General features: G+C 67.2%; 30 protein-coding genes. 29 read left to right on the top strand and 1 reads right to left on the bottom strand.

Annotated features, from left to right (window positions below; genetic code table 11):
- The first annotated feature begins 174 nt into the window (after positions 1–174).
- From P6F26_RS11655 to P6F26_RS11515, 29 genes are all read left to right on the top strand, one after another.
- Positions 175–540: an NADH-quinone oxidoreductase subunit A gene (locus P6F26_RS11655; protein WP_278028863.1), complete on the top strand. Its 366-nt coding sequence runs from the start codon at positions 175–177 to the stop codon at positions 538–540.
- The gene (locus P6F26_RS11650) at positions 540–1,064 is read left to right on the top strand and encodes a NuoB/complex I 20 kDa subunit family protein (protein ID WP_278028926.1); all 525 of its coding nucleotides are present in this window, start codon (positions 540–542) and stop codon (positions 1,062–1,064) included. The genes P6F26_RS11655 and P6F26_RS11650 overlap by 1 nt, the downstream gene beginning before the upstream one ends.
- Before the next feature lie 52 nt (positions 1,065–1,116).
- Entirely contained in the window at positions 1,117–1,728 is a 612-nt protein-coding gene (locus P6F26_RS11645) for an NADH-quinone oxidoreductase subunit C (protein ID WP_278028862.1), read from the top strand.
- Positions 1,725–2,117 carry a nuclear transport factor 2 family protein gene (locus P6F26_RS11640; RefSeq protein WP_278028861.1) on the top strand — a complete coding sequence of 131 codons (393 nt, stop codon included), beginning with the start codon at positions 1,725–1,727 and terminating at the stop codon, positions 2,115–2,117. The genes P6F26_RS11645 and P6F26_RS11640 overlap by 4 nt, the downstream gene beginning before the upstream one ends.
- An 11-nt stretch (positions 2,118–2,128) precedes the next feature.
- Positions 2,129–3,373: an NADH-quinone oxidoreductase subunit D gene (locus P6F26_RS11635; RefSeq protein WP_278028860.1), complete on the top strand. Its 1,245-nt coding sequence runs from the start codon at positions 2,129–2,131 to the stop codon at positions 3,371–3,373.
- 221 nt (positions 3,374–3,594) lie between these two features.
- The gene (locus P6F26_RS11630; protein WP_278028859.1) at positions 3,595–3,999 is read left to right on the top strand and encodes a hypothetical protein; all 405 of its coding nucleotides are present in this window, start codon (positions 3,595–3,597) and stop codon (positions 3,997–3,999) included.
- Positions 4,000–4,122: 123 nt separating this feature from the next.
- Positions 4,123–5,226, top strand: coding sequence for an NADH-quinone oxidoreductase subunit E (locus P6F26_RS11625; RefSeq protein ID WP_278028858.1), 1,104 nt, complete (start codon positions 4,123–4,125; stop codon positions 5,224–5,226).
- A gap of 98 nt (positions 5,227–5,324) precedes the next feature.
- Positions 5,325–5,585 carry a hypothetical protein gene (locus P6F26_RS11620; RefSeq protein WP_278028857.1) on the top strand — a complete coding sequence of 87 codons (261 nt, stop codon included), beginning with the start codon at positions 5,325–5,327 and terminating at the stop codon, positions 5,583–5,585.
- Between the two features lie 69 nt (positions 5,586–5,654).
- A complete protein-coding gene (locus tag P6F26_RS11615; protein ID WP_278028856.1) occupies positions 5,655–6,293 on the top strand; it encodes an NADH:ubiquinone oxidoreductase in 639 nt (212 codons plus the stop codon).
- A gap of 39 nt (positions 6,294–6,332) precedes the next feature.
- Positions 6,333–6,851, top strand: coding sequence for a hypothetical protein (locus P6F26_RS11610; protein ID WP_278028855.1), 519 nt, complete (start codon positions 6,333–6,335; stop codon positions 6,849–6,851).
- Between the two features lie 131 nt (positions 6,852–6,982).
- Positions 6,983–7,222: a DUF5337 domain-containing protein gene (locus tag P6F26_RS11605; RefSeq protein ID WP_278028854.1), complete on the top strand. Its 240-nt coding sequence runs from the start codon at positions 6,983–6,985 to the stop codon at positions 7,220–7,222.
- Positions 7,223–7,268: 46 nt separating this feature from the next.
- A complete protein-coding gene (nuoF, locus tag P6F26_RS11600; RefSeq protein WP_278028853.1) occupies positions 7,269–8,564 on the top strand; it encodes an NADH-quinone oxidoreductase subunit NuoF in 1,296 nt (431 codons plus the stop codon).
- Positions 8,564–9,031, top strand: coding sequence for a DUF3291 domain-containing protein (locus P6F26_RS11595; RefSeq protein ID WP_278028925.1), 468 nt, complete (start codon positions 8,564–8,566; stop codon positions 9,029–9,031). The genes nuoF and P6F26_RS11595 overlap by 1 nt, the downstream gene beginning before the upstream one ends.
- A 203-nt stretch (positions 9,032–9,234) precedes the next feature.
- The gene (locus P6F26_RS11590; RefSeq protein ID WP_278028852.1) at positions 9,235–9,486 is read left to right on the top strand and encodes a hypothetical protein; all 252 of its coding nucleotides are present in this window, start codon (positions 9,235–9,237) and stop codon (positions 9,484–9,486) included.
- 150 nt (positions 9,487–9,636) lie between these two features.
- Positions 9,637–10,068: a DUF5333 domain-containing protein gene (locus P6F26_RS11585; RefSeq protein ID WP_278028851.1), complete on the top strand. Its 432-nt coding sequence runs from the start codon at positions 9,637–9,639 to the stop codon at positions 10,066–10,068.
- A gap of 96 nt (positions 10,069–10,164) precedes the next feature.
- The gene (gene nuoG / locus P6F26_RS11580) at positions 10,165–12,189 is read left to right on the top strand and encodes an NADH-quinone oxidoreductase subunit NuoG (RefSeq protein WP_278028850.1); all 2,025 of its coding nucleotides are present in this window, start codon (positions 10,165–10,167) and stop codon (positions 12,187–12,189) included.
- Positions 12,190–12,195: 6 nt separating this feature from the next.
- The gene (locus P6F26_RS11575) at positions 12,196–12,597 is read left to right on the top strand and encodes a hypothetical protein (RefSeq protein ID WP_430736742.1); all 402 of its coding nucleotides are present in this window, start codon (positions 12,196–12,198) and stop codon (positions 12,595–12,597) included.
- 9 nt (positions 12,598–12,606) lie between these two features.
- Positions 12,607–13,644, top strand: coding sequence for an NADH-quinone oxidoreductase subunit NuoH (nuoH, locus tag P6F26_RS11570; protein WP_278028849.1), 1,038 nt, complete (start codon positions 12,607–12,609; stop codon positions 13,642–13,644).
- Positions 13,645–13,657: 13 nt separating this feature from the next.
- Positions 13,658–14,152 (top strand): NADH-quinone oxidoreductase subunit NuoI, encoded by a 495-nt coding sequence (gene nuoI, locus P6F26_RS11565; RefSeq protein WP_278028848.1) that lies wholly within the window; start codon positions 13,658–13,660, stop codon positions 14,150–14,152.
- Positions 14,149–14,562, top strand: a complete 414-nt coding sequence (locus tag P6F26_RS11560) for a carboxymuconolactone decarboxylase family protein (RefSeq protein WP_278028847.1) — start codon at positions 14,149–14,151, stop codon at positions 14,560–14,562. Before nuoI ends, P6F26_RS11560 begins: the two co-directional genes overlap by 4 nt.
- Position 14,563: 1 nt before the next feature.
- Entirely contained in the window at positions 14,564–15,178 is a 615-nt protein-coding gene (locus tag P6F26_RS11555; protein WP_278028846.1) for an NADH-quinone oxidoreductase subunit J, read from the top strand.
- A gap of 86 nt (positions 15,179–15,264) precedes the next feature.
- Complete coding sequence (gene nuoK, locus P6F26_RS11550; protein ID WP_278028845.1) at positions 15,265–15,573, top strand: NADH-quinone oxidoreductase subunit NuoK; 309 nt, start codon at positions 15,265–15,267, stop codon at positions 15,571–15,573.
- A gap of 5 nt (positions 15,574–15,578) precedes the next feature.
- On the top strand, positions 15,579–17,693 hold the full coding sequence (nuoL, locus tag P6F26_RS11545; protein WP_278028844.1) for an NADH-quinone oxidoreductase subunit L: 2,115 nt from the start codon (positions 15,579–15,581) through the stop codon (positions 17,691–17,693).
- Positions 17,694–17,702: 9 nt separating this feature from the next.
- Positions 17,703–19,247 (top strand): NADH-quinone oxidoreductase subunit M, encoded by a 1,545-nt coding sequence (locus P6F26_RS11540; RefSeq protein ID WP_278028843.1) that lies wholly within the window; start codon positions 17,703–17,705, stop codon positions 19,245–19,247.
- 9 nt (positions 19,248–19,256) lie between these two features.
- Positions 19,257–20,696 carry an NADH-quinone oxidoreductase subunit NuoN gene (nuoN, locus tag P6F26_RS11535; RefSeq protein ID WP_278028842.1) on the top strand — a complete coding sequence of 480 codons (1,440 nt, stop codon included), beginning with the start codon at positions 19,257–19,259 and terminating at the stop codon, positions 20,694–20,696.
- 1 nt (position 20,697) lies between these two features.
- Entirely contained in the window at positions 20,698–21,450 is a 753-nt protein-coding gene (locus tag P6F26_RS11530; protein ID WP_278028841.1) for a biotin--[acetyl-CoA-carboxylase] ligase, read from the top strand.
- Between the two features lie 37 nt (positions 21,451–21,487).
- Positions 21,488–22,267 carry a type III pantothenate kinase gene (locus P6F26_RS11525; protein ID WP_278028840.1) on the top strand — a complete coding sequence of 260 codons (780 nt, stop codon included), beginning with the start codon at positions 21,488–21,490 and terminating at the stop codon, positions 22,265–22,267.
- On the top strand, positions 22,264–23,940 hold the full coding sequence (locus P6F26_RS11520) for a ribonuclease J (RefSeq protein ID WP_278028839.1): 1,677 nt from the start codon (positions 22,264–22,266) through the stop codon (positions 23,938–23,940). Before P6F26_RS11525 ends, P6F26_RS11520 begins: the two co-directional genes overlap by 4 nt.
- Before the next feature lie 75 nt (positions 23,941–24,015).
- The gene (locus tag P6F26_RS11515) at positions 24,016–24,360 is read left to right on the top strand and encodes a hypothetical protein (protein WP_278028838.1); all 345 of its coding nucleotides are present in this window, start codon (positions 24,016–24,018) and stop codon (positions 24,358–24,360) included.
- A gap of 15 nt (positions 24,361–24,375) precedes the next feature.
- Here P6F26_RS11515 and P6F26_RS11510 read toward each other — a convergent pair.
- Positions 24,376–25,047 (bottom strand): HD domain-containing protein (locus tag P6F26_RS11510; RefSeq protein ID WP_278028837.1); only part of this gene is annotated, 672 nt, incomplete at its 5' end.

The following is a 25,047-nucleotide window of genomic DNA, read 5'->3' as shown; positions in this document are numbered from 1 at the left end:
GACGCGGGCCGGCGCGTGACGTCAAGCCCCGCGCCGTGAACCTGCCCGCCCTCGATTTGCCGCACCCCCGGCCCCGTTGACGCTCAGGGGGGGCGCGAGTAGATCACCCCTATCGACCGACGCCGCTTTGCGTGTACCCTCGCGCGGCGGTCCCGGCAGGCTTGAGGAATGCCCATGCAGGAGCTTCTGTCCAACTACGCCCCCATCCTGATCTTTCTCGGGCTGGCGATAGGTCTGGGCCTCGTGCTCATTCTCGCCGCCGTGATCGTGGCGGTGCGCAACCCCGACCCCGAGAAGGTCTCGGCCTACGAGTGCGGCTTCAACGCCTTCGACGATGCCCGCATGAAGTTCGACGTGCGCTTCTATCTCGTGTCGATCCTGTTCATCATCTTCGACCTCGAGATCGCGTTCCTGTTCCCATGGGCCGTTGCGCTGCAGGACATCTCGATGGCGGCGTTCTGGTCGATGATGGCGTTCCTCGCCGTGCTGACGGTGGGCTTCGCGTACGAATGGAAGAAGGGAGCCCTGGAATGGGAGTGATGACGGGCGCGAACACCGCCGGGGCCGACCGCGAGGTCGCCACCCAGACGCTGAACCGCGAGCTTCAGGACAAGGGGTTCCTCGTCACTTCGACCGAGGACATCATCAACTGGGCGCGCACCGGGTCGCTGCACTGGATGACCTTCGGCCTTGCGTGCTGCGCCGTGGAGATGATGCACACCTCGATGCCGCGCTACGACCTCGAGCGCTTCGGCACCGCGCCGCGCGCCAGTCCGCGCCAGTCCGACCTGATGATCGTGGCGGGCACGCTGACCAACAAGATGGCGCCCGCGCTGCGCAAGGTCTACGATCAGATGCCCGAGCCGCGCTACGTGATTTCGATGGGGTCCTGCGCGAACGGCGGCGGCTACTACCACTACAGCTATTCCGTAGTGCGCGGCTGCGACCGGATCGTGCCCGTGGACCTCTACGTTCCGGGCTGCCCTCCGACGGCGGAGGCGCTGCTTTACGGCATCCTTCAGCTGCAGCGGAAGATCCGCCGCACCGGCACAATCACGCGCTGAGCGGCGCGAAGGACCGCGCATCCCGGCCGCGCCAAGACTGGAGACGAGCCTCATGACCGAAGCCCTGCAAGAGCTGGCCGCCCACGTCGCCGAGCGGCAGCCCGACGCCGTCCTGGGCCACGAGATCAGGAACGGCGAGCTGACCGTCGAGATCGCCGTGGCCGAGATCGACCATTTCATCGAGTTCCTGAAGTCCGACCGCGCCTGCGCCTTCTCCACGCTGATCGACATCACCGCGGTGGACTGGCCCGAGCGCGATCGCCGCTTCGACGTCGTCTACCACTTCCTGTCGATGTACCAGAACCACCGAATCCGCGTGAAGGCCGCCGTGCGCGAGGACGACGTGGTGCCCTCGATCACCTCGGTGCATGTCGGCGCCGGCTGGTACGAGCGTGAAGTCTACGACATGTTCGGCATCCTCTTTTCGGGCAACCCCGACCTGCGCCGCATCCTGACCGACTACGGGTTCCGCGGGCATCCGCTGCGCAAGGACTTCCCGACCACGGGCTACACGGAAGTGCGCTACGACGAGGAACTGAAGCGCGTCGTCTACGAGCCGGTGAAGCTGGTGCAGGAATATCGACTGTTCGATTTCATGAGCCCGTGGGAAGGCGCCGACTACATTCTTCCCGGTGACGAGAAGGCGGAGGAAAAGGCGAAATGACGCAGACGCACACCCCCTCCGAGGAGGCCGTGCGCGCGCTGGCGGTGGCCTATTGCGAAGGCATCCACCACGCTGACGCCCAGACCTTTGTCGAGATGTGCCACGACCGTTTCAACATGACGGCGGTCGAGCCGGGGGGGAACCTCCTCTACTGGGACAAGCCCGCCTACCTCGCCCGCGTCGCGGGCCGGAAGGCGTTTGCGGGCGAGCCCTCCTACGAGATCCTTTCGGTGGACACAGCCGGCGACGAGATCGCGCGCGTCCATCTCTGGGTCGACGTGCCGCCGCGCCGCTTCGAGGACCACCTCGGCTTCGTGCGCGAGAACGGCGCGTGGAAACTTTTGACCAAGGTGTTCCGGACCATGGACGGTCCGGCCATCGAAGGCTGAGGAGCCACCCCATGATGGACGGCGACATCCGGCGGAACAGGTACGACGACGGCACGCAGGACCGCGAGACGGCCGAGCAGAAGATCCGCAACTTCAACATCAACTTCGGCCCCCAGCACCCGGCGGCGCACGGCGTGCTGCGGCTGGTGCTGGAGCTCGACGGCGAGATCGTCGAGCGCTGCGATCCCCATATCGGGCTTCTGCACCGGGGCACCGAGAAGCTGATGGAGAGCCGGACCTACCTCCAGAACCTGCCCTATTTCGACCGCCTCGACTACGTCGGCACGATGAACCAGGAACATGCCTGGTGCCTCGTGATCGAGAAACTCACGGGCGTGGAGGTGCCGCGCCGCGCGCAGCTGATCCGCGTGCTCTATTGCGAGATCGGGCGCATCCTGAACCACCTCCTGAACGTCACGACGCAGGCGATGGACGTGGGCGCGCTGACCCCGCCGCTCTGGGGTTTCGAGGAACGCGAGAAGCTCATGATCTTCTACGAGCGGGCCTCGGGCGCGCGGCTTCATGCGGCCTATTTCCGTCCCGGCGGCGTGCACCAGGACCTGCCGCCCAGCCTGATCGACGACATCGACGAATGGGCGCATCAGTTCCCCGGGGTGCTCGACGACATCGACGGCCTCCTGACGGAGAACCGCATCTTCAAGCAGCGCAACGTCGATATCGGCGTCGTCTCCGAAGAGGACATCCAGGACTGGGCGATGTCGGGCGTCATGGTTCGTGGCTCGGGCCTGGCGTGGGACCTGCGGCGCGCGCAGCCCTACGAGTGCTACGACGAGTTCGACTTCAAGATCCCCGTGGGCAAGAACGGCGACTGCTACGACCGCTACCTCTGCCGGATGGCGGAGATGCGCGAATCGATAAAGATCATCCATCAGGCCTGCGAGAAGCTGCGCGACCCCGCCAACCAGGGCGAGGTGCTGGCCCGCGGCAAGATCACGCCGCCCGCCCGCGGCGACATGAAGACGTCGATGGAGGCGCTGATCCATCACTTCAAGCTCTACACCGAGGGCTTCCACGTCCCCGAGGGCGAGATCTACTGCGCCGTCGAGGCGCCCAAGGGCGAGTTCGGCGTCTACCTCGTGGCGGACGGTACCAACCGTCCGTACCGCGCCAAGCTGCGCGCGCCGGGCTTCGCACACCTGCAGGCGATGGATTATCTTTGCCGCGGCCACCAGCTGGCCGACGTGTCGGCGATCCTCGGCTCCATCGACATCGTGTTCGGGGAAGTGGACCGCTAACGCCCCCCCGGCCTCCGGCGCGAAATGGACAAGGCGCGGTCCCGAGAGGGCCCCGCCTTGTCCATTTCGTACAGATGATGTGGTTTTATGGCATCCAGTCCACAACATCGCGCAATCGGGCTTGATCTTAATCGTTTCGCTGACAAGACTGCCGTGGCGTAACAAGAGGAGCGGGCGAGGCGCGGGGACAACGGCGCGGCCCGCAAGCTGGGACTTTCACGATGCGCTATGCTTCGCTGAGGCGGACGGCCTCCGCCTGCCTCGTCGCCTGCTCGCTCGCCGCGCCCGCGCCCGCGGCGGCGGATGCCGGGCCCGCGCTCGACTACCTCGCGCGGGCCTCCGACGACGTGGCCGCCGATTACCTCGCCTTTCTCATCCGGTCGTGGGGCTGCGAGGTGCGCCGCGCCGACCGCGCCGATTTCAGCGCCGCGATCGTGGAGTTCATCGCGCTCGATTTCGGGATCGACCTGTCGGACGCCAATGCGCGGGCCGCCTCGGAGGATCTGGATGCCGGCCTCTTCGCGTTCAGTTTCCGCGCCGGTCCCCTCCTGATGGAGCGGGGCGAATTGCGGATCGACGACGAGGGCACCGCCCGCCTGACCACCTGCAACACGCTGACCAGCTGAGGCGCCGCGCCCCACGCCCTTCGCCGCGCGCCCGGGCACATGCGCCGTTGGCGCGCATGGACATTCCGCCAGGCTTCTGGCAACCCCTGCCGCGAACGGACGACCGACCAGACGAGGCTCTCAATGCTGAGACGGCTCCATCCCGAGCAACCCGAAAGTTTCGCCTTCACGCCCGACAACCTGGCCTGGGCGAAGGCGCAGATCACCAAGTATCCCGAGGGCCGCCAGGCCTCGGCGATCATTCCGCTCCTGTGGCGGGCGCAGGAACAGGAAGGCTGGCTGACGCGGCCGGCGATCGAGCATGTCTGCGACATGCTTGGAATGGCCCATATCCGCGGCCTCGAGGTCGCGACCTTCTACTTCATGTTCCAGCTTCAGCCGGTGGGGTCGGTGGCGCATGTGCAGGTCTGCGGCACCACGTCGTGCATGATCTGCGGCGCCGAGGACCTGATCGGCGTCTGCAGGGACAAGATCGCGAAGGACGCGCACAAGCTGTCCGATGACGGCCGCTTCTCGTGGGAGGAGGTCGAATGCCTCGGCGCCTGCGCCAACGCGCCGATGGTGCAGATCGGCAAGGATTACTACGAGGACCTGACGGCCGAGAAGCTGGGCTGGATCATCGACGAGATGGCGGCCGGCCGCGTGCCGGTGCCCGGGCCGCAGAACGGGCGCTACGCCTCCGAGCCGGCGTCCGGCCTGACCTCGCTGACCGCGAATGAAGCCGGGCGCGACCCGCTGAACGCCTCGGCGCGCCTCGCCGAGGACATCGGCGACACGATCAAGCGCATCGACGGCACCGAGGTGCCCTTGCGCGCGCCCTGGGGCAGGCAATCCGCCAGCGACGTGGACGTGGAGCCGACGCCGAAGAAGCCTGTTCTGGCAGGCGGCGCGCCGACCGACGCCACCGGCATCGACAAGCGCGAGGCGCCCGTGCAGGGCAAGGGCCATCCCCGGACCGGCGCGCCCGCCGAGGCGGCGGACACCGCCGGCCCCGAACGTCTGGACGCGCCCCGCGCGGGACGCGAGGCCGACGATCTGAAGCGGATCGGTGGCGTGGGTCCCAAGATCGAGCGGATGTTGAACGAGATGGGGATCTACCATTTCGACCAGATCGCGGCCTGGACGGAGGACGACGCCGCGTGGGTCGATGCCCGCCTGAAGTTCCGGGGCCGGATCGAGCGCGAAGGCTGGATCGAGCAGGCACGGACGCTCGCCACCGAGAGCTGACGCGCCCAAGTGGTGAAAATGTCGCGGAAGGCCCGGCTCGACCGGGCCTTTTTTCTGCCTAGTTCGCCCTGAAAGCAAAACGATTTCAGGGGAATGACATGAACGGGACACTGACGTTCCGCCGCTTCGCGGCAATCGTGGCCGTATGGTTTCTGGCCTCCATCGCGGGACTGACCGTGGCGCTGGTGGCGGTGGGCGCGCTGGGCCTGTGGGTGGCCGTCGGCGCCTTCGCCGGGCTCGGGACGACGCTTGTGGGCGGCTGGCTGGGCCAGTTCCTTTTCGCGACGGACTACGACGCGGTGCTCGCCCGGAACGCGACGCCGCAGGCGCATGAGGGCAAGCGCGGCGATTTGTCCTAAAGGGGAGAGACAAGAGCGCGTTCGGCAGCTAAACATAGGGAGAGAGACACCTAAACGAGGGGAGCCGACATGAACTCGAATTCCGGCGGTCTTATCAACGTGCTTATCGTCTGGGGCGTTGCCTCGGCGGCTGGGTTCGTTGCGATGGCGGTGCTGATGGTGCTGGGCGACTGGACGCTCGTTCAGGGCATTTTCGCCGCGGCGGTGGTCTTCTTCGTGCTAGGCGGCGTTCTTTCGGTGGGGTTCCTCAAGCCGCTTCCGGGGCCCGTGCGTCCGGGAACGGCGGGCTATGCCTACAGCGATCCGGTCGGCGCAACGGCCGCCGCCGCCCCGAAGCCTGCGCCCGCCCCGAAGCCGGCCGCCGCCCCCGCGCCCGAGCCCAAACCCGCTGCCGCGGCGCCCGCGCAGGCGGAAGGCGAGGCGGCCCGTCCCGAAAGGCTCGATGCCCCCCGCGGTGGCAAGGCCGACGATCTCAAGAAGATCAAGGGCGTCGGCCCCAAGCTGGAACAGGTCTGCAACCGGCTGGGCTTCTACCATTACGACCAGATCGCCAGCTGGACGGCGGAAGAGGTCGCGTGGGTCGACGACAACCTCGAAGGCTTCAAGGGCCGCGTGACGCGCGACGACTGGGTCACGCAGGCCAAGCTGCTGGCCTCCGGCGGCGAGACGGATTTTTCGAAGCGCGTCGACAAGGGTGATGTATACTGATCCTCGGGAGGGTGTGTGACACGACCTGAGGAGAAGGGTATGAACCTCGCCGAAGACCTCTGGCTGCGCGGGAAGGCCGCGCAGACCTCGATGATGCATCTCATGGCCTACAACACCGCCGTCGCCGGTACCGCCGCGATCCAGGCATGGACGCTCGGCCTGTCCATGCCGACAGGATTCTGGTCGGCGCTCGGCCGCGCGGGTGGGGTGGAGCTTCGTGTTGCGGATGCAACGCCGCTTCGCCCGGCGCCCCTGCCGGAGCCGCCTGCCGACGCCGCCGAAGTGTCGGCCAACCTGCCAGACGGGCCTGAAGGCGACCTTGCGGGCCTCCATCTCCTCGATGCGCCGCGCGGCGGCCGGGCGGATGATCTCACGGCGCTGACCGGGATCGGCCAGAAGCTCGGCGCCGCGCTGCACGAGGCCGGCATCTACCACTTCGACCAGCTCGCGCGGCTCGATCCCGATTCCGTGGCGTGGCTGAATGACCGGCAGCCGGGCTTCGCGATGATCTGCGCCCGCCACAAGCTCGTGGAGCAGGCGAGGGCGAAGCTTTCCTGACGGGGTCTTCCGCCCGGTGCGTCGCCGCGTCCCGCGTCCGGGGGCGCGACGACGCCGCGCGGTCCTTTGGGATTGTGCGCGCCCGGTCCTCCGGGATAGGCACGGAACCGACATCAGTTCGGACCCCGCCCATGGCGAAACGGCGCGAAGACAAGATCACGGACCGCGAGCGGCGTCTTGCCCGGCAGATCCGCATTGCCGCCATTGTGATGGCCGCTACGATGGTTCTGTGGATCGCTGGCCAATACGTCGGCGGGCAGTTGGGACTGCCCGTGCGCTTCGCGTTTCTCATGGACCTTGCGGCGATTGCCGCACTGGTCTGGTCGATGGCGGTGACGTACTGGGTATGGAAAGAGCGCCGCCGGGGCTGACCGGCGATGCAAGCGGCCCCGCCGGACCGGGGCAGGAGAGATGACGATGCTGCAGGACAAAGACCGGATCTTCACCAACATCTACGGGATGCACGACCGCTCGCTGGCCGGCGCGAAGGCGCGCGGGCACTGGGACGGGACGAAGGACCTGATCGGCCTCGGCCGCGACAGGATCGTGGAGATCATGAAGGCGTCCGGTCTGCGCGGCCGGGGCGGCGCGGGCTTTCCCACCGGCCTCAAGTGGTCGTTCATGCCCAAGGAATCGGACGGGCGGCCCGCCTACCTCGTGGTCAACGCCGACGAGAGCGAGCCCGGGACCTGCAAGGACCGGGAGATCATGCGCAACGATCCCCACACGCTGATCGAAGGCTGCCTGATCGCGTCCTTCGCGATGGGCGCGCATTGCTGCTACATCTACATCCGCGGCGAATACATCCGCGAGCGCGAGGCGCTCCAGGCCGCGATCGACGAGGCCTACGATGCAGGCCTTCTGGGCCGGAACGCCTGCGGCTCGGACTGGGACTTCGACCTCTACCTGCACCACGGCGCCGGCGCCTACATCTGCGGCGAGGAGACGGCGCTTCTGGAAAGCCTCGAGGGCAAGAAGGGCATGCCCCGCATGAAGCCGCCCTTCCCGGCGGGCGCGGGCCTCTATGGTTGCCCCACGACCGTCAACAACGTGGAATCGATCGCCGTCGTGCCGACGATCCTGCGGCGCGGCGCGGAATGGTTCGCGGGCTTCGGCCGGCCGAACAACGCGGGCACGAAGCTGTTCGCGGTGTCCGGCCACGTCAACAATCCCTGCGTCGTCGAAGAGGCCATGTCGATCACCTTCGACGAGCTGATCGACCGTCACTGCGGCGGCATCCGCGGCGGCTGGGACAACCTCAAGGCGGTGATCCCCGGCGGCTCGTCGGTGCCCTGCCTGCCCGGCGAGACCATGCGCGAGGGCGCGATCATGGACTTCGACTGGCTGCGCGAGAACCGCTCGGGCCTCGGGACGGCGGCGGTGATCGTGATGGACAACTCCACCGACATCATCAAGGCGATCTGGCGGCTGTCGAAGTTCTACAAGCATGAAAGCTGCGGCCAGTGCACGCCCTGTCGCGAAGGCACGGGCTGGATGATGCGCGTGATGGACCGGCTGGTGAAGGGCGAGGCGCAGGTCGAGGAGATCGACATGCTGCTCGACGTCACCAAGCAGGTCGAGGGGCACACGATCTGCGCCCTCGGAGATGCCGCCGCGTGGCCGATCCAGGGCCTGATCCGGCACTTCCGTCACGAGATCGAGGACCGCATCCGCGTGAAGCGCGGCGGCACGGTGGAGATCGCGGCCGAGTGATGCGCCATCCGGCGGGACACCACGTCGCCCAACTGAACGTCGGGCAGTTGTGGCACCCGCTGGACGATCCTCGCACGGCCGGGTTCACCGACAACGCGGGCAAGGTCAACGCCATTGCAGACCGCAGCCCAGGCTTCGTCTGGCGGCTGGTCGAGGACGGGCAGGCAAGCCTCCGCGACGGGGTGACGCCCTATCCGGGCGATCCCTGCGCGCTTCGCACGCTTTCGGTCTGGGAAGGTCCCGAGGCGCTGGAACATTTCGTGATGCGCACGCTGCACGGCACGTTCCTCAAGCGCCGCGAGGCGTGGTTCCGGCCACAGGATCACCGCACCTACGTCATCTGGCCGGTTCCGGCCGGCCATCTGCCGGAGGTGCGCGAGGGGCTGGACAGGCTCGCCGATCTGGAGCGGGACGGACCGACCGACGCGGCCTACGATTTCGCCTATCTCGGGGCCGCCCGCACCTGACGCGCGGGAGAAGGCCGCCCGCGCCACGGCAAGCCGCGCCGGCCGATGGGGCTGTGACGTATCCGCCTCAGGCCCGTCCGACCCTCCGAGGCATCCGATGAATCGTTGCCGGAGGAACCCGTCCCGGATACCCTGGCTGCAATGACCGTCCGGGCAGGCTGCGCGCCGCACCGGAACGGCACGAGGCAAATCGAGGCAGGTTCATGGTTCGTTTTCATCGATACGGGCTCACTTTCGTATTCGTACTGTGCTGCTGTCTGGGCGCAGCCCTCGGGGCGTCGCTCGGGGTTGGCGGCGCCGTCTTCGGCGCGGTGCTGGGCGCGATGGCGGCGGCTGGCGTGGCGACGCTGCTCGACACGGCGGAAAAGCTGGAGAACGCGGCGTTCTGCCTGTTGTCCGTCGTCTTCGCCGTCGCACTCGTCTGGCTGAGCCTGACGATCTGGGACTTCGGCTGACGCCCTCGGCCGATTTCCGCGGGCGCTGAGCGTGTTTCCGCGGATGCCCGCGCAGGTTCCGCGCGATCCGTCCTCGGTTATTGAATGACACGGCCGCAGCGCCCCTGATCCCGACCAACGCGAACAAAGCGAGTCGGAAGGACCGGAGACATGAAGGCAGCAACCGCAATCATGGGCGCCTGCGCCCTCGTCGTGACCTTCGCGCTTGCGGTAAGCGCGGGCTCTGCGCGGGCGGACGCCTACCAGCCCCTGCGCGACGACCCGGTGATCCACCAGGGTCTCACCGCGTTTTCCGTGGGGCGGCTGATCCACCTGCGCTGTCCCGAGATTTCCGGGCGGGTCCTGAGGACGATGACCTTCCTGGAAAGCCTCGTGGATCGCGCCGAGGACCTCGGGTTCACCCGTTCCGAGATCCGCGCCTACATCGACAACGATGCCGATCAGGAGCGTTATCGCCAGATCGCGACGGATTATTTCGCCTCGCGCGGCGCCGCGCTGGACGATCCGTCGGGCGTCTGCCGGGTCGGCCGCGACGAAATCGCCGCGGGCTCGCCCATTGGCAGGCTGCTTCGCGGGGGTTAGAAGGCGGTCGAACGCGTGAGCCAGCGGTCGCGCGCCCGATCCGGTCATGACGCCGGGAGGGCGGGGGCCGCGGGCCAACCCGAGGACCGGCTAGCCATGAGCGACCTGCGCAAGATCGTGATCGACGGACGCGAGATCGAAGTCGATCCCGCGATGACCCTCATCCAGGCCTGCGAGATTGCGGGAATCGAGATTCCGCGCTTCTGCTACCACGAGCGTCTTTCGATCGCCGGCAACTGCCGCATGTGCCTTGTCGAGGTCGTGGGCGGCCCGCCCAAGCCCGCCGCCTCCTGCGCGATGCAGGTCCGCGACCTGCGCCCAGGTCCCGAGGGGCAGCCGCCGGTCATCAAGACCAACTCGCCCATGGTCAAGAAGGCGCGCGAGGGGGTGATGGAATTCCTTCTCATCAACCACCCGCTCGACTGCCCGATCTGCGACCAGGGCGGCGAATGCGACCTGCAGGACCAGGCGATGGCCTACGGCGTCGATTTCTCGCGCTACCGCGAGCCCAAGCGCGCGGTCGAGGATCTCGACCTCGGCGCGCTGGTGGAGACGCACATGACGCGCTGCATCTCGTGCACGCGCTGCGTCCGTTTCATCACCGAGGTGGCGGGGATGCCCGAGCTGGGCCAGACCGGCCGCGGCGAGGATGCCGAGATCACCAGCTACCTCGGCCAGACGCTCGACAGCGAGATGCAGGGCAATATCGTGGACCTCTGCCCGGTCGGCGCGCTGACCAACAAGCCCTACGCCTTCACCGCGCGCCCCTGGGAGCTGACCAAGACCGAGACGATCGACGTCATGGACGCGCTCGGCTCGAACATCCGCGTGGACACCAAGGGCCGCGAGGTCATGCGCATCCTGCCCCGCAACCATGACGGGGTGAACGAGGAATGGCTCGCCGACCGGTCGCGCTACGTCTGGGACGGCCTCCGGCGGCAGCGTCTCGACCGGCCCTACATCCGCGAGAACGGCAGGCTGAGGCCCGCGAAGTGGGGCGAGGCCTTCAGGCTGGTGTCCGAGAAGATCCGCGGCGCCTCGAAGCTTGCGGGCCTCGTGGGGGACCTCGTCCCGACCGAGGCGGCCTATGCGCTGAAGCAGCTGGTCGAAGGGCAGGGCGGCACCGTCGAATGCCGCACGGACGGCGCGAAGCTTCCGGCGGGCAACCGCTCGGCCTATGTGGGCACGGCGGCGATCGAGGATATCGACGACGCCGAGGCGGTCATGCTGATAGGGACCAACCCGCGCATCGAGGCGCCGGTCCTGAACGCGCGCATCCGCAAGGCGTGGCTGAAGGGCGCGAGCGTCGCCGTCGTCGGCCCGGCGGTGGACCTGACCTTCGACGTCGAGCACCTCGGCGCCGACCGCGCCGCGCTGGAGCGGCTGGTGAACGGCGACCACGGCGAGGCGATCCGCGAGAAACGCTCGGTCGTGATCGTGGGGCAGGGTGCGATCCGCGAGGCCGACGGCGAGGCCGTGCTTGCGGCCGCGATGAAACTGGCCGAGGAGACGGGGTCGGGCCTTCTGGTGCTGCACACCGCGGCGGGCCGCGTGGGCGCTATGGACGTGGGCGCCGTGACCGAGGGCGGCATCGCGGCCGCCGTCGATGGCGCGGACGTCATCTACAATCTCGGCGCCGACGAGATCGAGATCGCCGAGGGCGCCTTCGTCGTCTACCAGGGCTCGCACGGGGACCGGGGCGCGCACCGCGCCGACGTGATCCTGCCGGGCGCGGTCTACACCGAGGAGGCCGGGCTTTTCGTCAACACCGAGGGCCGTCCGCAACTTGCCTTCCGCGCCGGCTTCCCGCCCGGCGAGGCGCGCGAGAACTGGGCCATCCTGCGCGCGCTGTCGGCCGAGCTGGGGGCGACGCAGCCGTGGAACTCGCTGCCAGAGCTGCGCCGCGCGATGGTGCGGGACGTGCCGCATCTCGGCATGGTGGACGACGTGGTCGAGAACGAGTGGACCGCGTTGCCGGCCGGCCCGCTCGGACAGGCCGAGTTCCGGCCAGCCATCGCCGATCATTACCTCGTCAACCCGATCGCCCGAGCCAGCGCGCTCATGGCCGAGCAGAGCGCGGCCGCTCGGGCGCGCGCTCAGGCCCCGCTGGCGGCGGAGTGACCCCGGGTGGCGCGCCCTGCGGCAGCCACCTGTCTTGCGGCGGGCCTTGCGGGCGTCGTGCTTGGCGCCTGCCAGCCGGCGGGCGCGCCCGGGGCGGTCGCTGCGCGTCACGAGGGCGTGGAGACGCTGCTTCTCGCCGATGACATCGTCAACCTGAAGGTCCGCATGTCGGGGCCCGCATCGGACGACGATCTTCTGGCCTACGCCTCGTGCGCGGCGGCGCGCCATGCGCTGGACCGGGGTTACGGCTTTGCGCGACATGTTCGCACAAGTGTGCAAAGTGAGGGTGGCGTTCGGATCGCGGATGCGGTTTACACCGTCTCGCCGACGCTCCCGCGAGGGTTGCAGACGATCGACGCCGAAGTGACGGTGGCCGGCTGCGCCGAGCAAGGTATACCGACGGTTTGAGGACGACCCATGGACGGCTTCTTTTCCACCACACCGGGGCTCATGCTGGTCATGGCGGCCCAGAGCCTTCTGGTGATCGGCTTCGTGATGATCTCGCTGCTGTTCCTCGTCTACGGGGACCGCAAGATCTGGGCCGCGGTCCAGATGCGCCGGGGTCCGAACGTCGTGGGCGCCTTCGGCCTCCTGCAGACGGTGGCCGACGCGCTCAAGTATGTCGTCAAGGAGGTCGTGATCCCGGCCGGTGCCGACCGGCCCGTGTTCATGCTCGCCCCGATGACCTCCTTCGTGCTGGCGATGATCGCCTGGGCGGTGATCCCGTTCAACGACACCTGGGTTCTCGCCGACATCAACGTGGCGATCCTCTACGTCTTCGCGGTGTCCTCGCTCGAGGTCTACGGCGTGATCATGGGCGGCTGGGCGTCGAACTCGAAATATCCGTTCCTCGGCTCGCTCCGCTCGGCGGCGCAGATGATCTCCTACGAGGTCTCGATCGGGCTGATCATCATCGGGGTGATCATCTCGACCGGCTCGATGAACTTCGGCGCGATCGTCGCGGCGCAGGACACGGGGCTCGGCATCTTCGGCTGGTACTGGCTGCCGCACCTGCCAATGGTCGTGCTGTTCTTCGTCTCTGCACTCGCCGAGACGAACCGCCCGCCCTTCGACCTTCCCGAGGCCGAGTCCGAACTGGTCGCGGGCTACCAGGTGGAATATTCCTCGACGCCGTTCCTGCTGTTCATGGCGGGCGAATACATCGCCATCTTCCTGATGTGCGCGCTCATCACGCTCCTGTTCTTCGGCGGGTGGCTGTCGCCGATCCCCTTCGTGCCGGACGGGGCGTTGTGGATGGTCGCAAAGATGGCGTTCTTCTTCTTCCTCTTCGCGATGGTGAAGGCCGTCGTGCCGCGCTACCGCTACGACCAGCTGATGCGGATCGGCTGGAAGGTGTTCCTGCCCTTCTCGCTGTTCTGGGTGGTTCTGGTGGCCTTCTTCGCGAAGTTCGAGATGTTCGGCGGCGCCTATGCCCGCTGGGCGGCCGGCATTTGACGCGGAGGCTGACATGACGCAGATCGACTACACGCGCGCCGCGAAATACTTCCTGCTTCAGGACTTCCTGAAGGGTCTGTCCCTCGGGCTGCGCTACTTCTTCGCGCCCAAGGCCACGGTGAACTACCCGCACGAGAAGGGGCCGCTTTCGCCGCGGTTCCGGGGCGAACACGCGCTGCGCCGCTATCCCAACGGCGAGGAGCGGTGCATCGCCTGCAAGCTCTGCGAGGCGATCTGCCCCGCGCAGGCCATCACCATCGACGCCGAACCGCGCGAGGACGGCTCGCGGCGCACGACGCGCTACGACATCGACATGACCAAGTGCATCTACTGCGGCTTCTGCCAGGAGGCCTGCCCGGTCGACGCCATCGTGGAAGGCCCGAACTTCGAGTTCGCCACCGAGACCCGCGAGGAGCTCTACTACGACAAGCAGAAGCTTCTGGAGAACGGCGAGCGCTGGGAGGCGGAGATCGCCCGCAACCTCGAGCTGGATGCGCCCTACCGATGACCGACACCCCTCAGAACCCGTTCGAGGCGCTGTTCCGGCAGACGCAGGAAATGTCCCAGGAGTGGGTCAAGGCCATGAACCCCGCGTTGGCGCATTTCAACGTCGCGGGCATGGACAAGCTGTGGCCGACGGTGCCCTCCGAGATGCTGGAGGCCTTCTTCGGCAAGCAGTTCAACCCCGAGGGGCTGGACGCAAAGACGCGGCTTCTGCTGACGCTTCAGGGGCTGACCATCCAGGGTGCGATCGCCGAGCCGCAGATCCGGCTGACGGTGCGCCACGCCATCGAGGCGGGTGCGACGAAACAGGAAGTCGCCGAGACCATCGGGCTGGCCGCCATGTTCGGCGGCGTGCCTGCCATGAACAAGGCGATGGAGCTTGCCAAGCAGGCCATCGACGAGGCGGAGGAGTGACATGACGATCGCCGATTTCACCTTCTACGCCTTCGCGGTTTCGATCATCGTGGGCGGGCTTCTGACCGTGACGGCAAGGAACCCGGTCCACTCGGTCCTTTGGCTGATCCTGTCGTTCATTTCGGGCGCGGGGCTTTTCGTGCTTCTGGGCGCGGAATTCGTCGCGATGCTGCTGATCATCGTCTACGTGGGCGCGGTCGCGGTGCTGTTCCTGTTCGTCGTGATGATGCTCGACGTGGATTTCGCCGGGCTGAAGGCCGAGATGGCGAAATACATGCCGCTCGGGGGCCTGATCGGGGTGATCCTCCTGATGCAGCTTGGCCTCGCCTATGGCAGCTGGACCTTCTCGGAGGGGGTCGACGCGCGGCTCGGCAACCCGATCCCGCCCATCGACGAGATCCATAACACGCGCGCGCTGGGGATGATCCTCTACGACGATTACTTCCTGCTGTTCCAGCTGTCGGGCCTGGTGCTTCTGGTGGCGATGGTGGGCGCGATCGTGCTGACGCTGCGCCACCGGGCGGACATCAAGCGCCAGGACGTGCTTGCCCAGATGTATCGCGATCCGGCCAAGGCGATGGAACTGAAGGACGTGAAGCCGGGGCAGGGGCTCTGAGGCGGCGCGTCGACTGACCGACGCGGCCCTGTGCCGCGGCACGAAACGAAAGACCATGGGGACCCGGCGGTTCCCGGAGGGACGGCATGACGATCGGTCTTGAACACTACCTGACGGTGGCCTCCGCGCTGTTCGTCATCGGCATCTTCGGCATCTTCCTCAACCGGAAGAACGTCATCATCATCCTGATGTCGATCGAGCTTGTGCTGCTGTCGGTGAACGTCAATCTCGTCGCGTTCTCCGCCTACCTCGGCGATCTGACGGGGCAGGTCTTCACGCTGTTCATCCTGACCGTCGCCGCCGCGGAGGCAGCCATCGGCCTTGCGATTCTCGTGTGCTACTTCCGCAACCGCGGCACGATCGCGGTCGAAGACGTCTCGAACATGAGGGGCTGAGGCACATGGAAACGATCCTCCTTTTCGCCCCCCTCGCAGGCGCGCTGATCTGCGGCTTCACCTGGCGCATGATCGGCGAGCAGGCGGCCTGCGCGGTCGCCACGGGCCTTCTGTTCCTGTCGATGCTTCTGAGCTGGGTCGTGTTCCTGACCTTCGACGGCGAGACGACGACGCGCTCGCTGTTCACATGGATCGAGTCGGGAACGCTGTTCACCGACTGGGGCATCCGGCTGGACCGTCTGACGGCGATCATGCTGATCGTGATCACCTCCGTCTCGGCGCTCGTGCACCTGTATTCCTTCGGCTACATGGCGCATGACGACAATTTCAAGCACGGCGAAAGCTACCGGCCGCGCTTCTTCGCCTACCTGTCGTTCTTCACCTTCGCCATGCTCATGCTGGTCACTGCAGACAACCTCCTTCAGCTGTTCTTCGGCTGGGAGGGCGTGGGCGTCGCCTCCTACCTCCTGATCGGGTTCTACTTCCGCAAGCCGTCGGCGGGCTCGGCCGCGATGAAGGCCTTCATCGTCAACCGGGTGGGCGATTTCGGCTTCCTCCTCGGGATCTTCGCGATCTTCTGGATGGCCGACTCGATCCAGTTCGACGTGATCCTGCCGATGGGCGCCGAGTTCGCGGAGATGACCATTTCCTTCCTCGGGATGGAGCTGAACGCGGCCGAGACCATCGCCTTCCTCCTGTTCGTGGGGGCGATGGGCAAGTCGGCGCAGCTGTTCCTGCACACATGGCTGCCGGACGCGATGGAAGGCCCGACGCCGGTTTCCGCGCTGATCCACGCGGCCACGATGGTGACGGCGGGCGTGTTCCTGGTCTGCCGCATGTCGCCGATCATCGAATACGCGCCCATGGCCGGCAACTTCATCATCGTCATCGGCGCGGTCACGGCCTTCGTCGCCGCCACGATCGGACTGGTGCAGAACGACATCAAGCGCGTCATCGCCTATTCGACCATGTCGCAGCTGGGCTACATGTTCGTGGCTGCGGGCGTGGGCGTCTACTCGGTCGCGATGTTCCACCTGTTCACGCACGCCTTCTTCAAGGCGATGCTGTTTCTCGGCGCGGGCTCGGTGATCCACGCGATGCACCACGAGCAGGACATGCGCAACTACGGCGGGCTTCGCACGAAGATCCCCTACACGTTCTGGGCCATGATGATCGGAACGCTCGCCATCACGGGCGTCGGCATCCCGACCACCTATTTCGGCTTTGCCGGCTTCTTCTCGAAGGACGCGGTGGTCGAAAGCGCCTTCGCCTTCGGCGGAGACCTCGGGACCTTCTCGTTCTGGGCGCTCATCGTGGCGGCCGCGTTCACCAGCTTCTACTCGTGGCGGCTGATGTTCATGACCTTCTTCGGCAAGGCGCGCGGCAACAGGCACACGCACGAACACGCGCATGAAAGCCCGTGGACGATGCTCGTGCCGCTTGGCGCGCTCGCGATCGGGGCGGTGTTCTCGGGCGTGGTCTGGTACAACTCGTTCTTCGGACATACCGACGACGTGGCGAAGTTCTTCGGCGTTCCCTACGCCGAGGAGGGCGCGCACGCCGCCGAGGAGGGCGCCGGCTCCGACGACGCCCATTCGGAGGCGCCCGCCGCCACCGGCGAGGAGCATGGCGGCAGCGCCTATGCCCATTACGTCCTGACCGGCGCGCCCGGCGAGGGCGCGATCCACGCGGCCCCGGAAAACAACGTCCTGAACGAGGCGCACGAGGTGCCCTACTGGGTGAAGTGGAGCCCCTTCGTCGCCATGCTTCTGGGCTTCGTGACGGCGCTGTGGTTCTACGTCCTGAACCCGGCGGTGCCGGGGCAGCTCGCGCGGGCGCAGCGGCCGCTCTACCTGTTCCTCCTGAACAAGTGGTATTTCGACGAGGCCTACGACTTCCTGTTCGTCCGTCCCGCGCGCGCCGTCGGCCGCTTCTTCTGGAAGGGCGGGGACGGCGCGGTGATCGACGGCGGCATCAACGGGCTCGCCATGGGGATCATCCCCTTCTTCACCCGCCTCGCGGGCCGGGCGCAGTCCGGCTACATCTTCCACTACGCCTTCGCGATGGTGCTCGGGATCGTTGTCCTGATCACCTGGGTCACACTGAGCGCCGGAGCCTGAGACCGACCCATGGACAATCTGCTTTCCATCGTCACCTTCCTGCCGCTCGTCGCGGCCGTCATCATGGGCGTGTTCCTGCGCGGCGAGGACGAGGCCGCGCAACTGAACGCAAAGCGCCTCGCCTTCGCGGCGACGCTTGCGACGTTCCTGATCTCGATCTTCATCCTCGTGCAGTTCGACGCCTCCGACACGGGCTTCCAGCTGGTCGAGCAGACCGAGTGGCTGTTCGGCCTGAACTACAAGGTGGGCGTGGACGGGATCAGCGTGCTTTTCGTCATGCTGACCACGTTCCTGATGCCGATCACGGTGGCCTCGTGCTGGGGTGTGAAGCACCGCGTGAAGGAATACATGATCGCGCTTCTGGTGCTCGAGACGCTGATGATCGGCGTCTTCGTGGCGCTCGACCTCGTGCTGTTCTACCTGTTCTTCGAGGCCGGCCTGATCCCGATGTTCCTGATCATCGGCATCTGGGGAGGAAAGGACCGGATCTACGCGTCCTTCAAGTTCTTCCTCTACACCTTCCTCGGCTCGGTCCTGATGCTGGTGGCGATGATCGCCATGTTCGTGGACGCGGGCACGACGGACATTCCCACGCTTCTGAACCACCAGTTCGACGCGGGCCCGATCAGCCTTCTGGGCTGGCAGATCGCGGGCGGCGCGCAGACCCTCATGTGGCTCGCCTTCTTCGCCTCCTTCGCGGTGAAGATGCCCATGTGGCCGGTCCACACCTGGCTGCCCGACGCGCACGTTCAGGCGCCGACCGCCGGTTCCGTCGTGCTGGCGGCGATCCTTCTGAAGATGGGGGGCTACGGTTTCCTGCGCTTCAGCCTGCCGATGTTCCCGGTCGCCTCCGACATCATGGCGCCGCTGGTCCTGTGGCTCAGCGTCATCGCCATCGTCTACACGAGCCTCGTGGCGATGGTGCAGGAGGACATGAAGAAGCTCATCGCCTATTCCTCCGTCGCGCACATGGGTTTCGTGACGATGGGCATCTTCGCGGCGAACCAGCAGGGCGTTGACGGGGCGATCTTCCAGATGATCAGCCACGGGTTCGTGTCGGGCGCGCTGTTCCTGTGCGTCGGCGTGATCTACGACCGGATGCACACGCGCGACATCGACGCTTATGGCGGTCTGGTGGTGCGGATGCCGGCCTACGCCGCGATCTTCATGCTCTTCACGATGGCGAACGTGGGCCTGCCGGGCACCTCGGGCTTCGTGGGCGAGTTCCTGACGCTGATGGGCGTCTTTCAGGTCAACACCTGGGTCGGCGTCTTCGCGGCCACGGGCGTGATCCTGTCGGCCTGCTACGCGCTCTGGCTCTACCGCCGCGTGGTCTTCGGCGACCTCATCAAGGAAAGCCTCAAGTCCATCACGGACATGGACCGGCGGGAAAAGGCGATCTTCGCCCCCCTTGTCGTCATGACCCTTCTTCTCGGCGTCTACCCGAGCCTGATCACCGACGTGATCGGCCCCTCGGTCGAGGCGCTCGTCTCCGATTACGAGCTGGCGCTCGAGGCCCCCGTGCCCGACAGCCGGTTCGCCGCGAACAACTGAGGCAAGCACATGCTCGGTCCCGATCTCGCAATCATCCTGCCGGAAATCGTCCTGTCGCTCTTCGCGATGGCGGGCCTTCTGGCGGCGGTCTACACGACGAAGGACGGGCTTGCGCCCGCGCTGACGTGGGGCACGGCACTCCTGCTCGCGATCATGGGCGCCTACATCGCCCTGACCGGAAGCGGATCGCGCATCGCCTTCGACGGGATGTTCGTCGATGACGCCTTCTCGCGCTTCGCCAAGGTCACGATCCTGTTCTCGGCGGCGGCCGTGCTGCTGGTGGGGCAGGACTACATGACGCGCCACAACCTCCTGCGCTTCGAGTTCCCGGTCCTCGTCGTCCTCGCCACGGTGGGCATGATGGTGATGGTCTCGGCGGGCGACCTGATCGCGCTCTATCTCGGGCTCGAGCTGCAGTCGCTGGCCTTCTACGTCATCGCCTCGATCCGGCGCGACAGCGTGAAATCGACCGAGGCGGGCCTCAAGTACTTCATCCTCGGGGCGCTGTCCTCGGGCCTCCTGCTGTTCGGCGCCTCGCTGGTCTACGGCTTCGCGGGAACCACGCTGTTTTCGGGCATCATCGAGACGACGGCGGCGGGCGAGCTGTCGCTGGGGCTGCTTTTCGGCCTCGTCTTCGTGCTTGCGGGCCTCGCCTTCAAGGTCTCCGCCGCGCCCTTCCACATGTGGACGCCCGACGTCTACGAGGGCGCGCCGACGGCGATCACCGCACTTCTGGCCACGGCGCCCAAGGTTGCGGCCATCGCGCTTCTGGCGCGCGTGGTGCACGACGCCTTCGGCGGCGCGGTGGGCGAATGGCAGCAGATCGTGGCCTTCCTCGCGGTCCTGTCGATGTTCCTCGGCTCCATCGCGGCGATCGGCCAGACCGACATCAAGCGGCTGATGGCCTATTCCTCGATCGGCCACATGGGATATGCGCTGATGGGCCTTGCCGCCGGCACTGCTCAGGGCGTCGAGGCGATGCTGATCTACATGTCGATCTACGTCACCATGAACGTCGGCACCTTCGCCTTCATCCTGTCGATGGAAAAGGACGGCCGCCACATCACCGAGATCTCGGCGCTTTCGTCCTTCGCAAGCAAGGACGGCGCGCGGGCGCTGGCGCTTCTGATCCTGATGTTCAGCCTCGCGGGCGTACCGCCGCTGGTGGGCTTCTTCGCGAAATACGCCGTCGTCCTCGCGGCCGTGGAAGCGGGCCTGGTGTGGCTGGCCGTCGCGGGGATGCTGGCCTCGGTGATCGGCGCCTACTACTACCTGCGGATCGTCTACCTGATGTATTTCGGCGAAGAGCGCGACGGCCTCGACGCGGGCGTGTCGTTCCTGCCCTACGCGGGTCTGATCGCCTCGGCGGCGCTGATGCTTCTGGGCGTCATCAACCTTTTCGGGATCGAGGCCCCGGCCGCCGCCGCCGCCGAGATGCTTCTGCGCTGACATGGCGGCGTGGCCCGAGGGTGTCGGCCGCCGCATCCTGCCCGAGACCGACAGCACCATGGCCGAGGCCGCGCGCATCGCGCCCGGCCTCCTCGGCCCGGAATGGGTCCTCGCGTTGCGCCAGACGGCGGGGCGGGGGCGACGGGGCCGGGCATGGGCCATGCCCGAGGGCAATTTCGCGGCCTCGCTCGTCATGCGCCCCGAGGGCGCGCCGGCCGAGGCCGCTCTGCGCTCCTTCGTGGCCGCGCTGGCCTTGCGCGACGCGTTCGTCGCTGCTGGCGTCGCCGAGGGCGACATTACGCTGAAATGGCCGAACGACGTCCTCGTGCGGGGCGGCAAGGCCGCCGGCATCCTCCTGGAAAGCATGGGCGACGGCAGGGGCGGCGTCGCGCATCTTGTCGTCGGCATCGGCGTGAACCTTGCCGAGGCGCCCCCCGCTGCCAGCCTCGAGGCCGGCGCGCTGGCCCCCGTCAGCCTGAAGGCGGACGCCGGGATCGGGATCACGCCCGAGGCGTTCCTCGACCTGCTTGCCCCGGCCTTCGCGCACCGCGAGAGCCAGATGGCCATCTATGGTTTCGCGCCGATCCGCGCCGCGTGGCTGCGAGGGGCCGCGCGTCTCGGCGAGACCGTCACGGCGCGGCTTCCCAAAGAGGAGATCGCGGGCACGTTCCGCGACATCGATGCGGGCGGAAACATCGTCCTTGAGACGCCGAAGGGCCGCAGGGCCATCGCCGCGGCCGAGATTTTCTTCTAGAACCGGTTCACCAACCTTGGGGCAGGGAGGACGGCCCATGCTGCTGTGCATAGATTGCGGCAACACCAACACGGTCTTCAGCGTCTGGGACGGAGAGCGGTTCCTGTGCACGCTGCGCACCGCGACGGAACACCAGCGGACCGCCGACCAGTACTATGTCTGGTTCTCCACGCTCATGGCGCACAACCGCCTCGATGTCGCGATCACGGCCTGCATCGTCTCCTCGACGGTGCCGCGCGTCGTGTTCAACCTGCGCGTTCTGTGCGACCGGTATTTCGACACGCGCCCCCTTGTCGTGGGCAAGCCCGAATGCCTTCTGCCCCAGCCGCCGCGGGTGGACCAGGGCACACAGGTGGGGCCCGACCGGCTGGTGAACACGGCCGGGGCCTTCGACCGGCACGGCGGCGACCTGATCGTGGTGGACTTCGGCACGGCCACGACCTTCGACGTGGTGGCCCATGACGGCGCCTATGTGGGCGGCGTGATCGCCCCGGGCGTGAACCTGAGCCTCGAGGCGCTGCACCACGCGGCTGCGGCGCTGCCCCATGTGGACGTGACCAAGCCGCAGCAGGTGATCGGCACCAACACCGTCGCCTGCATGCAGTCCGGGGTCTTCTGGGGCTATGTCGGCCTTGTCCGGGGCATCTGCGACCGCATCCGGGGCGAGTACGAGCGCCCCATGCGGGTAATCGGCACCGGCGGGCTTGCGTCGTTGTTCTCGCAGGGCGATGTGCTATTTGACGGGATCGAGGACGACCTGACGATGCATGGCCTGACGGTCATCTACAATTACAACAAGGACCAGGGCAGCATATGACCGATCGGAACCGGCTGATCTACCTCCCCCTCGGAGGCGCGGGGGAGATCGGAATGAATTGCTACGTCTACGGCTACGGGCCGCAGGGCGCGGAGCGGCTGATCGTCGTCGACGCGGGCGTGGCCTTTCCCGACATGGACGGCCAGCCGGGCGTCGATCTGATCCTGCCCGACATCGAATGGCTCGCGCAGCGCGCCGACCGGATCGAGGCGATCTTCATCACCCATGCGCACGAGGATCACGTCGGCGCGCTGGGGCATCTCTGGCCCCGGCTCCGCGCGCCGGTCTATTGCCGCCGCTTCACCGCGATCCACGCCATGCGGAAGATGGAGGAGACCGGAAGCGACCCCTCCGAGGTCCGCGTCGTGGGCCCCTATCCCGAGATCGTCGAGGCGGGCCCGTTCCGCGTGCAGTTCGCCCCCGTCAGCCACTCCATCCCCGAGGCCTCGGCCCTCGTCATCGACACGCCCGAGGGCCGTGTCGTGCATTCGGGCGACTACAAGATCGACCGCGATCCGGTCGTCGGCGAACCCTTCGACGAAGAGATGTTCCGCGACATCGCCAATGGCGGCGTCCGCGCGTTCATCTGCGATTCGACCAACGTCTTCTCCCGGCACCCCGGCCGCTCGGAAAGCCAGCTGCCCGAACCCATCGGCGCCCTGATCGCAAGCGCCAAGGGCATGGTGGTTGCGACCACCTTCGCCTCCAACGTCGCCCGCCTGAAGACGCTGGCCGACGCGGGCGTCGCCCAGGGGCGGTCCATCTGCCTTCTGGGCCGCGCCATGAAGCGGATGGTGACAGCCGCCGTGGAGGCGGGCGTCCTGACCGATTTCCCGCGCACCCTCTCGCCCGAGGAAGCCACGGAGATCCCGCGCGAGAACCTCATGCTGATCGTCACGGGCAGCCAGGGCGAGCGCCGCGCGGCCTCCGCCGCCCTTGCGCGGGGCAGCTACCTTGGCCACGAGTTGAAGGAGGGCGACCTGTTCCTCTTCTCCTCCAAGACCATTCCCGGCAACGAGGTCGGCGTGGGACGCATCCAGAACGCGCTGGCCGAGATCGGTGTCGAAGTCGTGGACGAACAGGCGGGCTTCTACCATGTCTCGGGCCATGCGAACCGGCCGGACCTCGAGGCGATGCACGACCTGCTGCGGCCGCAGATCCTGGTTCCCAATCATGGCGAGTTCCGCCACCTGCGCGAACACGCGCGGCTCGCCCTGTCCAAGGGCATGGACGGCATCGTCGCGGCGAACGGCATGATGGTCGAGCTGTCGGGCAATGCGCCCGGCGTGGTCGAGCATATCGACGTCGGCAAGACCTACCTCGACGGCTCGGCGCTGATCGGGGCCTATGACGGGATCATCCGCGACCGGATGAAGCTGGCGCTGAACGGCATCGTGGTGGTCGCGCTGATCGTCGACGAGGAGGACGAGATCCTCGAAGATGCATGGGTCGCGCTGCGCGGCCTGCCCGAGACGGGGACGACGGGCGGCGACCTTGCCGCGATGATCGAGGACGAGCTGTCGCAGGCGCTGCCCCGCCTCAAGCAAAGGACGATCGACGACGACGACAAGCTCGAGGAGGCCACGCGCCGCCTCGTGCGTGAGGTCTGCGTCTCCGAGATCGGCAAGCGTCCAGAGGTAACGGTTCTCATCAGCCGCCTCATGGCGGAGTGAGGGGCGCGTTCACGATGCTTTAACAGTATCGTGGTTCAAGCGAGGGCGCTGCCGCTTTGTGCGAGGAGGCCCCGCGTGACGATCATCGAGACAGACGGGCCGCTGGCGTCGGACATGGCGCGCTTTCGCGGCCATACCGGGGCGCTTGCGGGCGAGGTGCGCGTCGGGGACGAAGGTTTTTCCTGCAGGATCACGCGGGTTTCGGCCGGCGGCGTCGAACTGGAGCTGGACCCGCCACTTGCGGAGCGTGCGCTTGCGAAGGGCCTGTCGGCCGACGCGACCATCCACATTCCCTGCCTCGGCGTCTACCGCGCGCGGCGTCTCTGGCGGTCGGGCATGCGCGCCGCATACCTCTTCGAACTGACCGAATTCAGCCGCCGCGCGCTCGACGCGCTCATCCGCGACCGGTTCCCGGGATGACGCCCGGCGTCGCGCTCAACCGCGCGCCTCGGCGTGAAGCTCGGCGACCACGCGCGACAGACGCCCCGCAAGCGGGCCCGGCATCCGCGCCGAAAGCGCCTGCGCGAGGCCGTCGTAATACCACAGCGTGCCGTCGCGCCCGGCGGTGAAGCGGTCGAACACGGTGGGGCCGATGGCGCGCAGATCCTCGAGGATCGCGGTCGCATTGTGCAGCTTGTCGCAGGTCGTGACCAGCACCGCGTCGGGCGATTTCGTGGCGATCCCGGCGAGGTAGGCATCCTTGCGCGTCTGCCAGCCCGCCTTTTCGGTCCCGCCGTGATGGTCCGAACACTCGGCGACGATCCGTGCGACACGCTCGCCGAACTGCGCCGCAAGCCCCGTCTCGGTGGCGTCCGCATCCTCGATCGCATCGTGAAGAAGACCCGCGATCGCCTGTTCCTCGTCGCCGCCCGCCTCCAGCACCAGCGAGGAGACGGCCATGAGATGGGACATGTAGGGGATCGCCGTCGCCTTGCGGGTCTGGGTCGCATGGGCCGCGCGCGCATAGGCCAGCGCGGCGTCGAAACGCTCGGTCAGCATGGGAATACTCCTTGGATTCTGAAGCTTGGCCGCCATGACGGGGCGAGGCCGGCGAGCCGGCCGCGGCGTCGTCTTGCCGTCAGGGGCGGCGAGGGGCCGGCGCGCGAT

The sequence above is a fragment of the Roseicyclus salinarum genome (assembly GCF_029624655.1).
GTDB classification, from domain to species: Bacteria; Pseudomonadota; Alphaproteobacteria; order Rhodobacterales; family Rhodobacteraceae; genus Roseibacterium; species Roseibacterium salinarum.
This window is presented reverse-complemented; position numbering and strand designations above follow the sequence as displayed.

Coding starts and splice junctions, on each gene's coding strand:
- P6F26_RS11525 (WP_278028840.1), top strand. CDS start 21,488: ATGCTGCTGTGCATAGATTGCGGCAACACCAACACGGTCTTCAGCGTC.
- P6F26_RS11530 (WP_278028841.1), top strand. CDS start 20,698: ATGGCGGCGTGGCCCGAGGGTGTCGGCCGCCGCATCCTGCCCGAGACC.
- nuoH (WP_278028849.1), top strand. CDS start 12,607: ATGGACGGCTTCTTTTCCACCACACCGGGGCTCATGCTGGTCATGGCG.
- P6F26_RS11620 (WP_278028857.1), top strand. CDS start 5,325: ATGAACGGGACACTGACGTTCCGCCGCTTCGCGGCAATCGTGGCCGTA.
- P6F26_RS11520 (WP_278028839.1), top strand. CDS start 22,264: ATGACCGATCGGAACCGGCTGATCTACCTCCCCCTCGGAGGCGCGGGG.
- nuoL (WP_278028844.1), top strand. CDS start 15,579: ATGGAAACGATCCTCCTTTTCGCCCCCCTCGCAGGCGCGCTGATCTGC.
- P6F26_RS11625 (WP_278028858.1), top strand. CDS start 4,123: ATGCTGAGACGGCTCCATCCCGAGCAACCCGAAAGTTTCGCCTTCACG.
- P6F26_RS11645 (WP_278028862.1), top strand. CDS start 1,117: ATGACCGAAGCCCTGCAAGAGCTGGCCGCCCACGTCGCCGAGCGGCAG.
- P6F26_RS11595 (WP_278028925.1), top strand. CDS start 8,564: ATGCGCCATCCGGCGGGACACCACGTCGCCCAACTGAACGTCGGGCAG.
- P6F26_RS11605 (WP_278028854.1), top strand. CDS start 6,983: ATGGCGAAACGGCGCGAAGACAAGATCACGGACCGCGAGCGGCGTCTT.
- P6F26_RS11650 (WP_278028926.1), top strand. CDS start 540: ATGACGGGCGCGAACACCGCCGGGGCCGACCGCGAGGTCGCCACCCAG.
- P6F26_RS11655 (WP_278028863.1), top strand. CDS start 175: ATGCAGGAGCTTCTGTCCAACTACGCCCCCATCCTGATCTTTCTCGGG.
- P6F26_RS11560 (WP_278028847.1), top strand. CDS start 14,149: ATGACCGACACCCCTCAGAACCCGTTCGAGGCGCTGTTCCGGCAGACG.
- P6F26_RS11555 (WP_278028846.1), top strand. CDS start 14,564: ATGACGATCGCCGATTTCACCTTCTACGCCTTCGCGGTTTCGATCATC.
- P6F26_RS11615 (WP_278028856.1), top strand. CDS start 5,655: ATGAACTCGAATTCCGGCGGTCTTATCAACGTGCTTATCGTCTGGGGC.
- P6F26_RS11640 (WP_278028861.1), top strand. CDS start 1,725: ATGACGCAGACGCACACCCCCTCCGAGGAGGCCGTGCGCGCGCTGGCG.
- nuoN (WP_278028842.1), top strand. CDS start 19,257: ATGCTCGGTCCCGATCTCGCAATCATCCTGCCGGAAATCGTCCTGTCG.
- P6F26_RS11635 (WP_278028860.1), top strand. CDS start 2,129: ATGATGGACGGCGACATCCGGCGGAACAGGTACGACGACGGCACGCAG.
- nuoF (WP_278028853.1), top strand. CDS start 7,269: ATGCTGCAGGACAAAGACCGGATCTTCACCAACATCTACGGGATGCAC.
- P6F26_RS11540 (WP_278028843.1), top strand. CDS start 17,703: ATGGACAATCTGCTTTCCATCGTCACCTTCCTGCCGCTCGTCGCGGCC.
- P6F26_RS11610 (WP_278028855.1), top strand. CDS start 6,333: ATGAACCTCGCCGAAGACCTCTGGCTGCGCGGGAAGGCCGCGCAGACC.
- P6F26_RS11590 (WP_278028852.1), top strand. CDS start 9,235: ATGGTTCGTTTTCATCGATACGGGCTCACTTTCGTATTCGTACTGTGC.
- P6F26_RS11585 (WP_278028851.1), top strand. CDS start 9,637: ATGAAGGCAGCAACCGCAATCATGGGCGCCTGCGCCCTCGTCGTGACC.
- nuoG (WP_278028850.1), top strand. CDS start 10,165: ATGAGCGACCTGCGCAAGATCGTGATCGACGGACGCGAGATCGAAGTC.
- P6F26_RS11630 (WP_278028859.1), top strand. CDS start 3,595: ATGCGCTATGCTTCGCTGAGGCGGACGGCCTCCGCCTGCCTCGTCGCC.
- nuoI (WP_278028848.1), top strand. CDS start 13,658: ATGACGCAGATCGACTACACGCGCGCCGCGAAATACTTCCTGCTTCAG.
- nuoK (WP_278028845.1), top strand. CDS start 15,265: ATGACGATCGGTCTTGAACACTACCTGACGGTGGCCTCCGCGCTGTTC.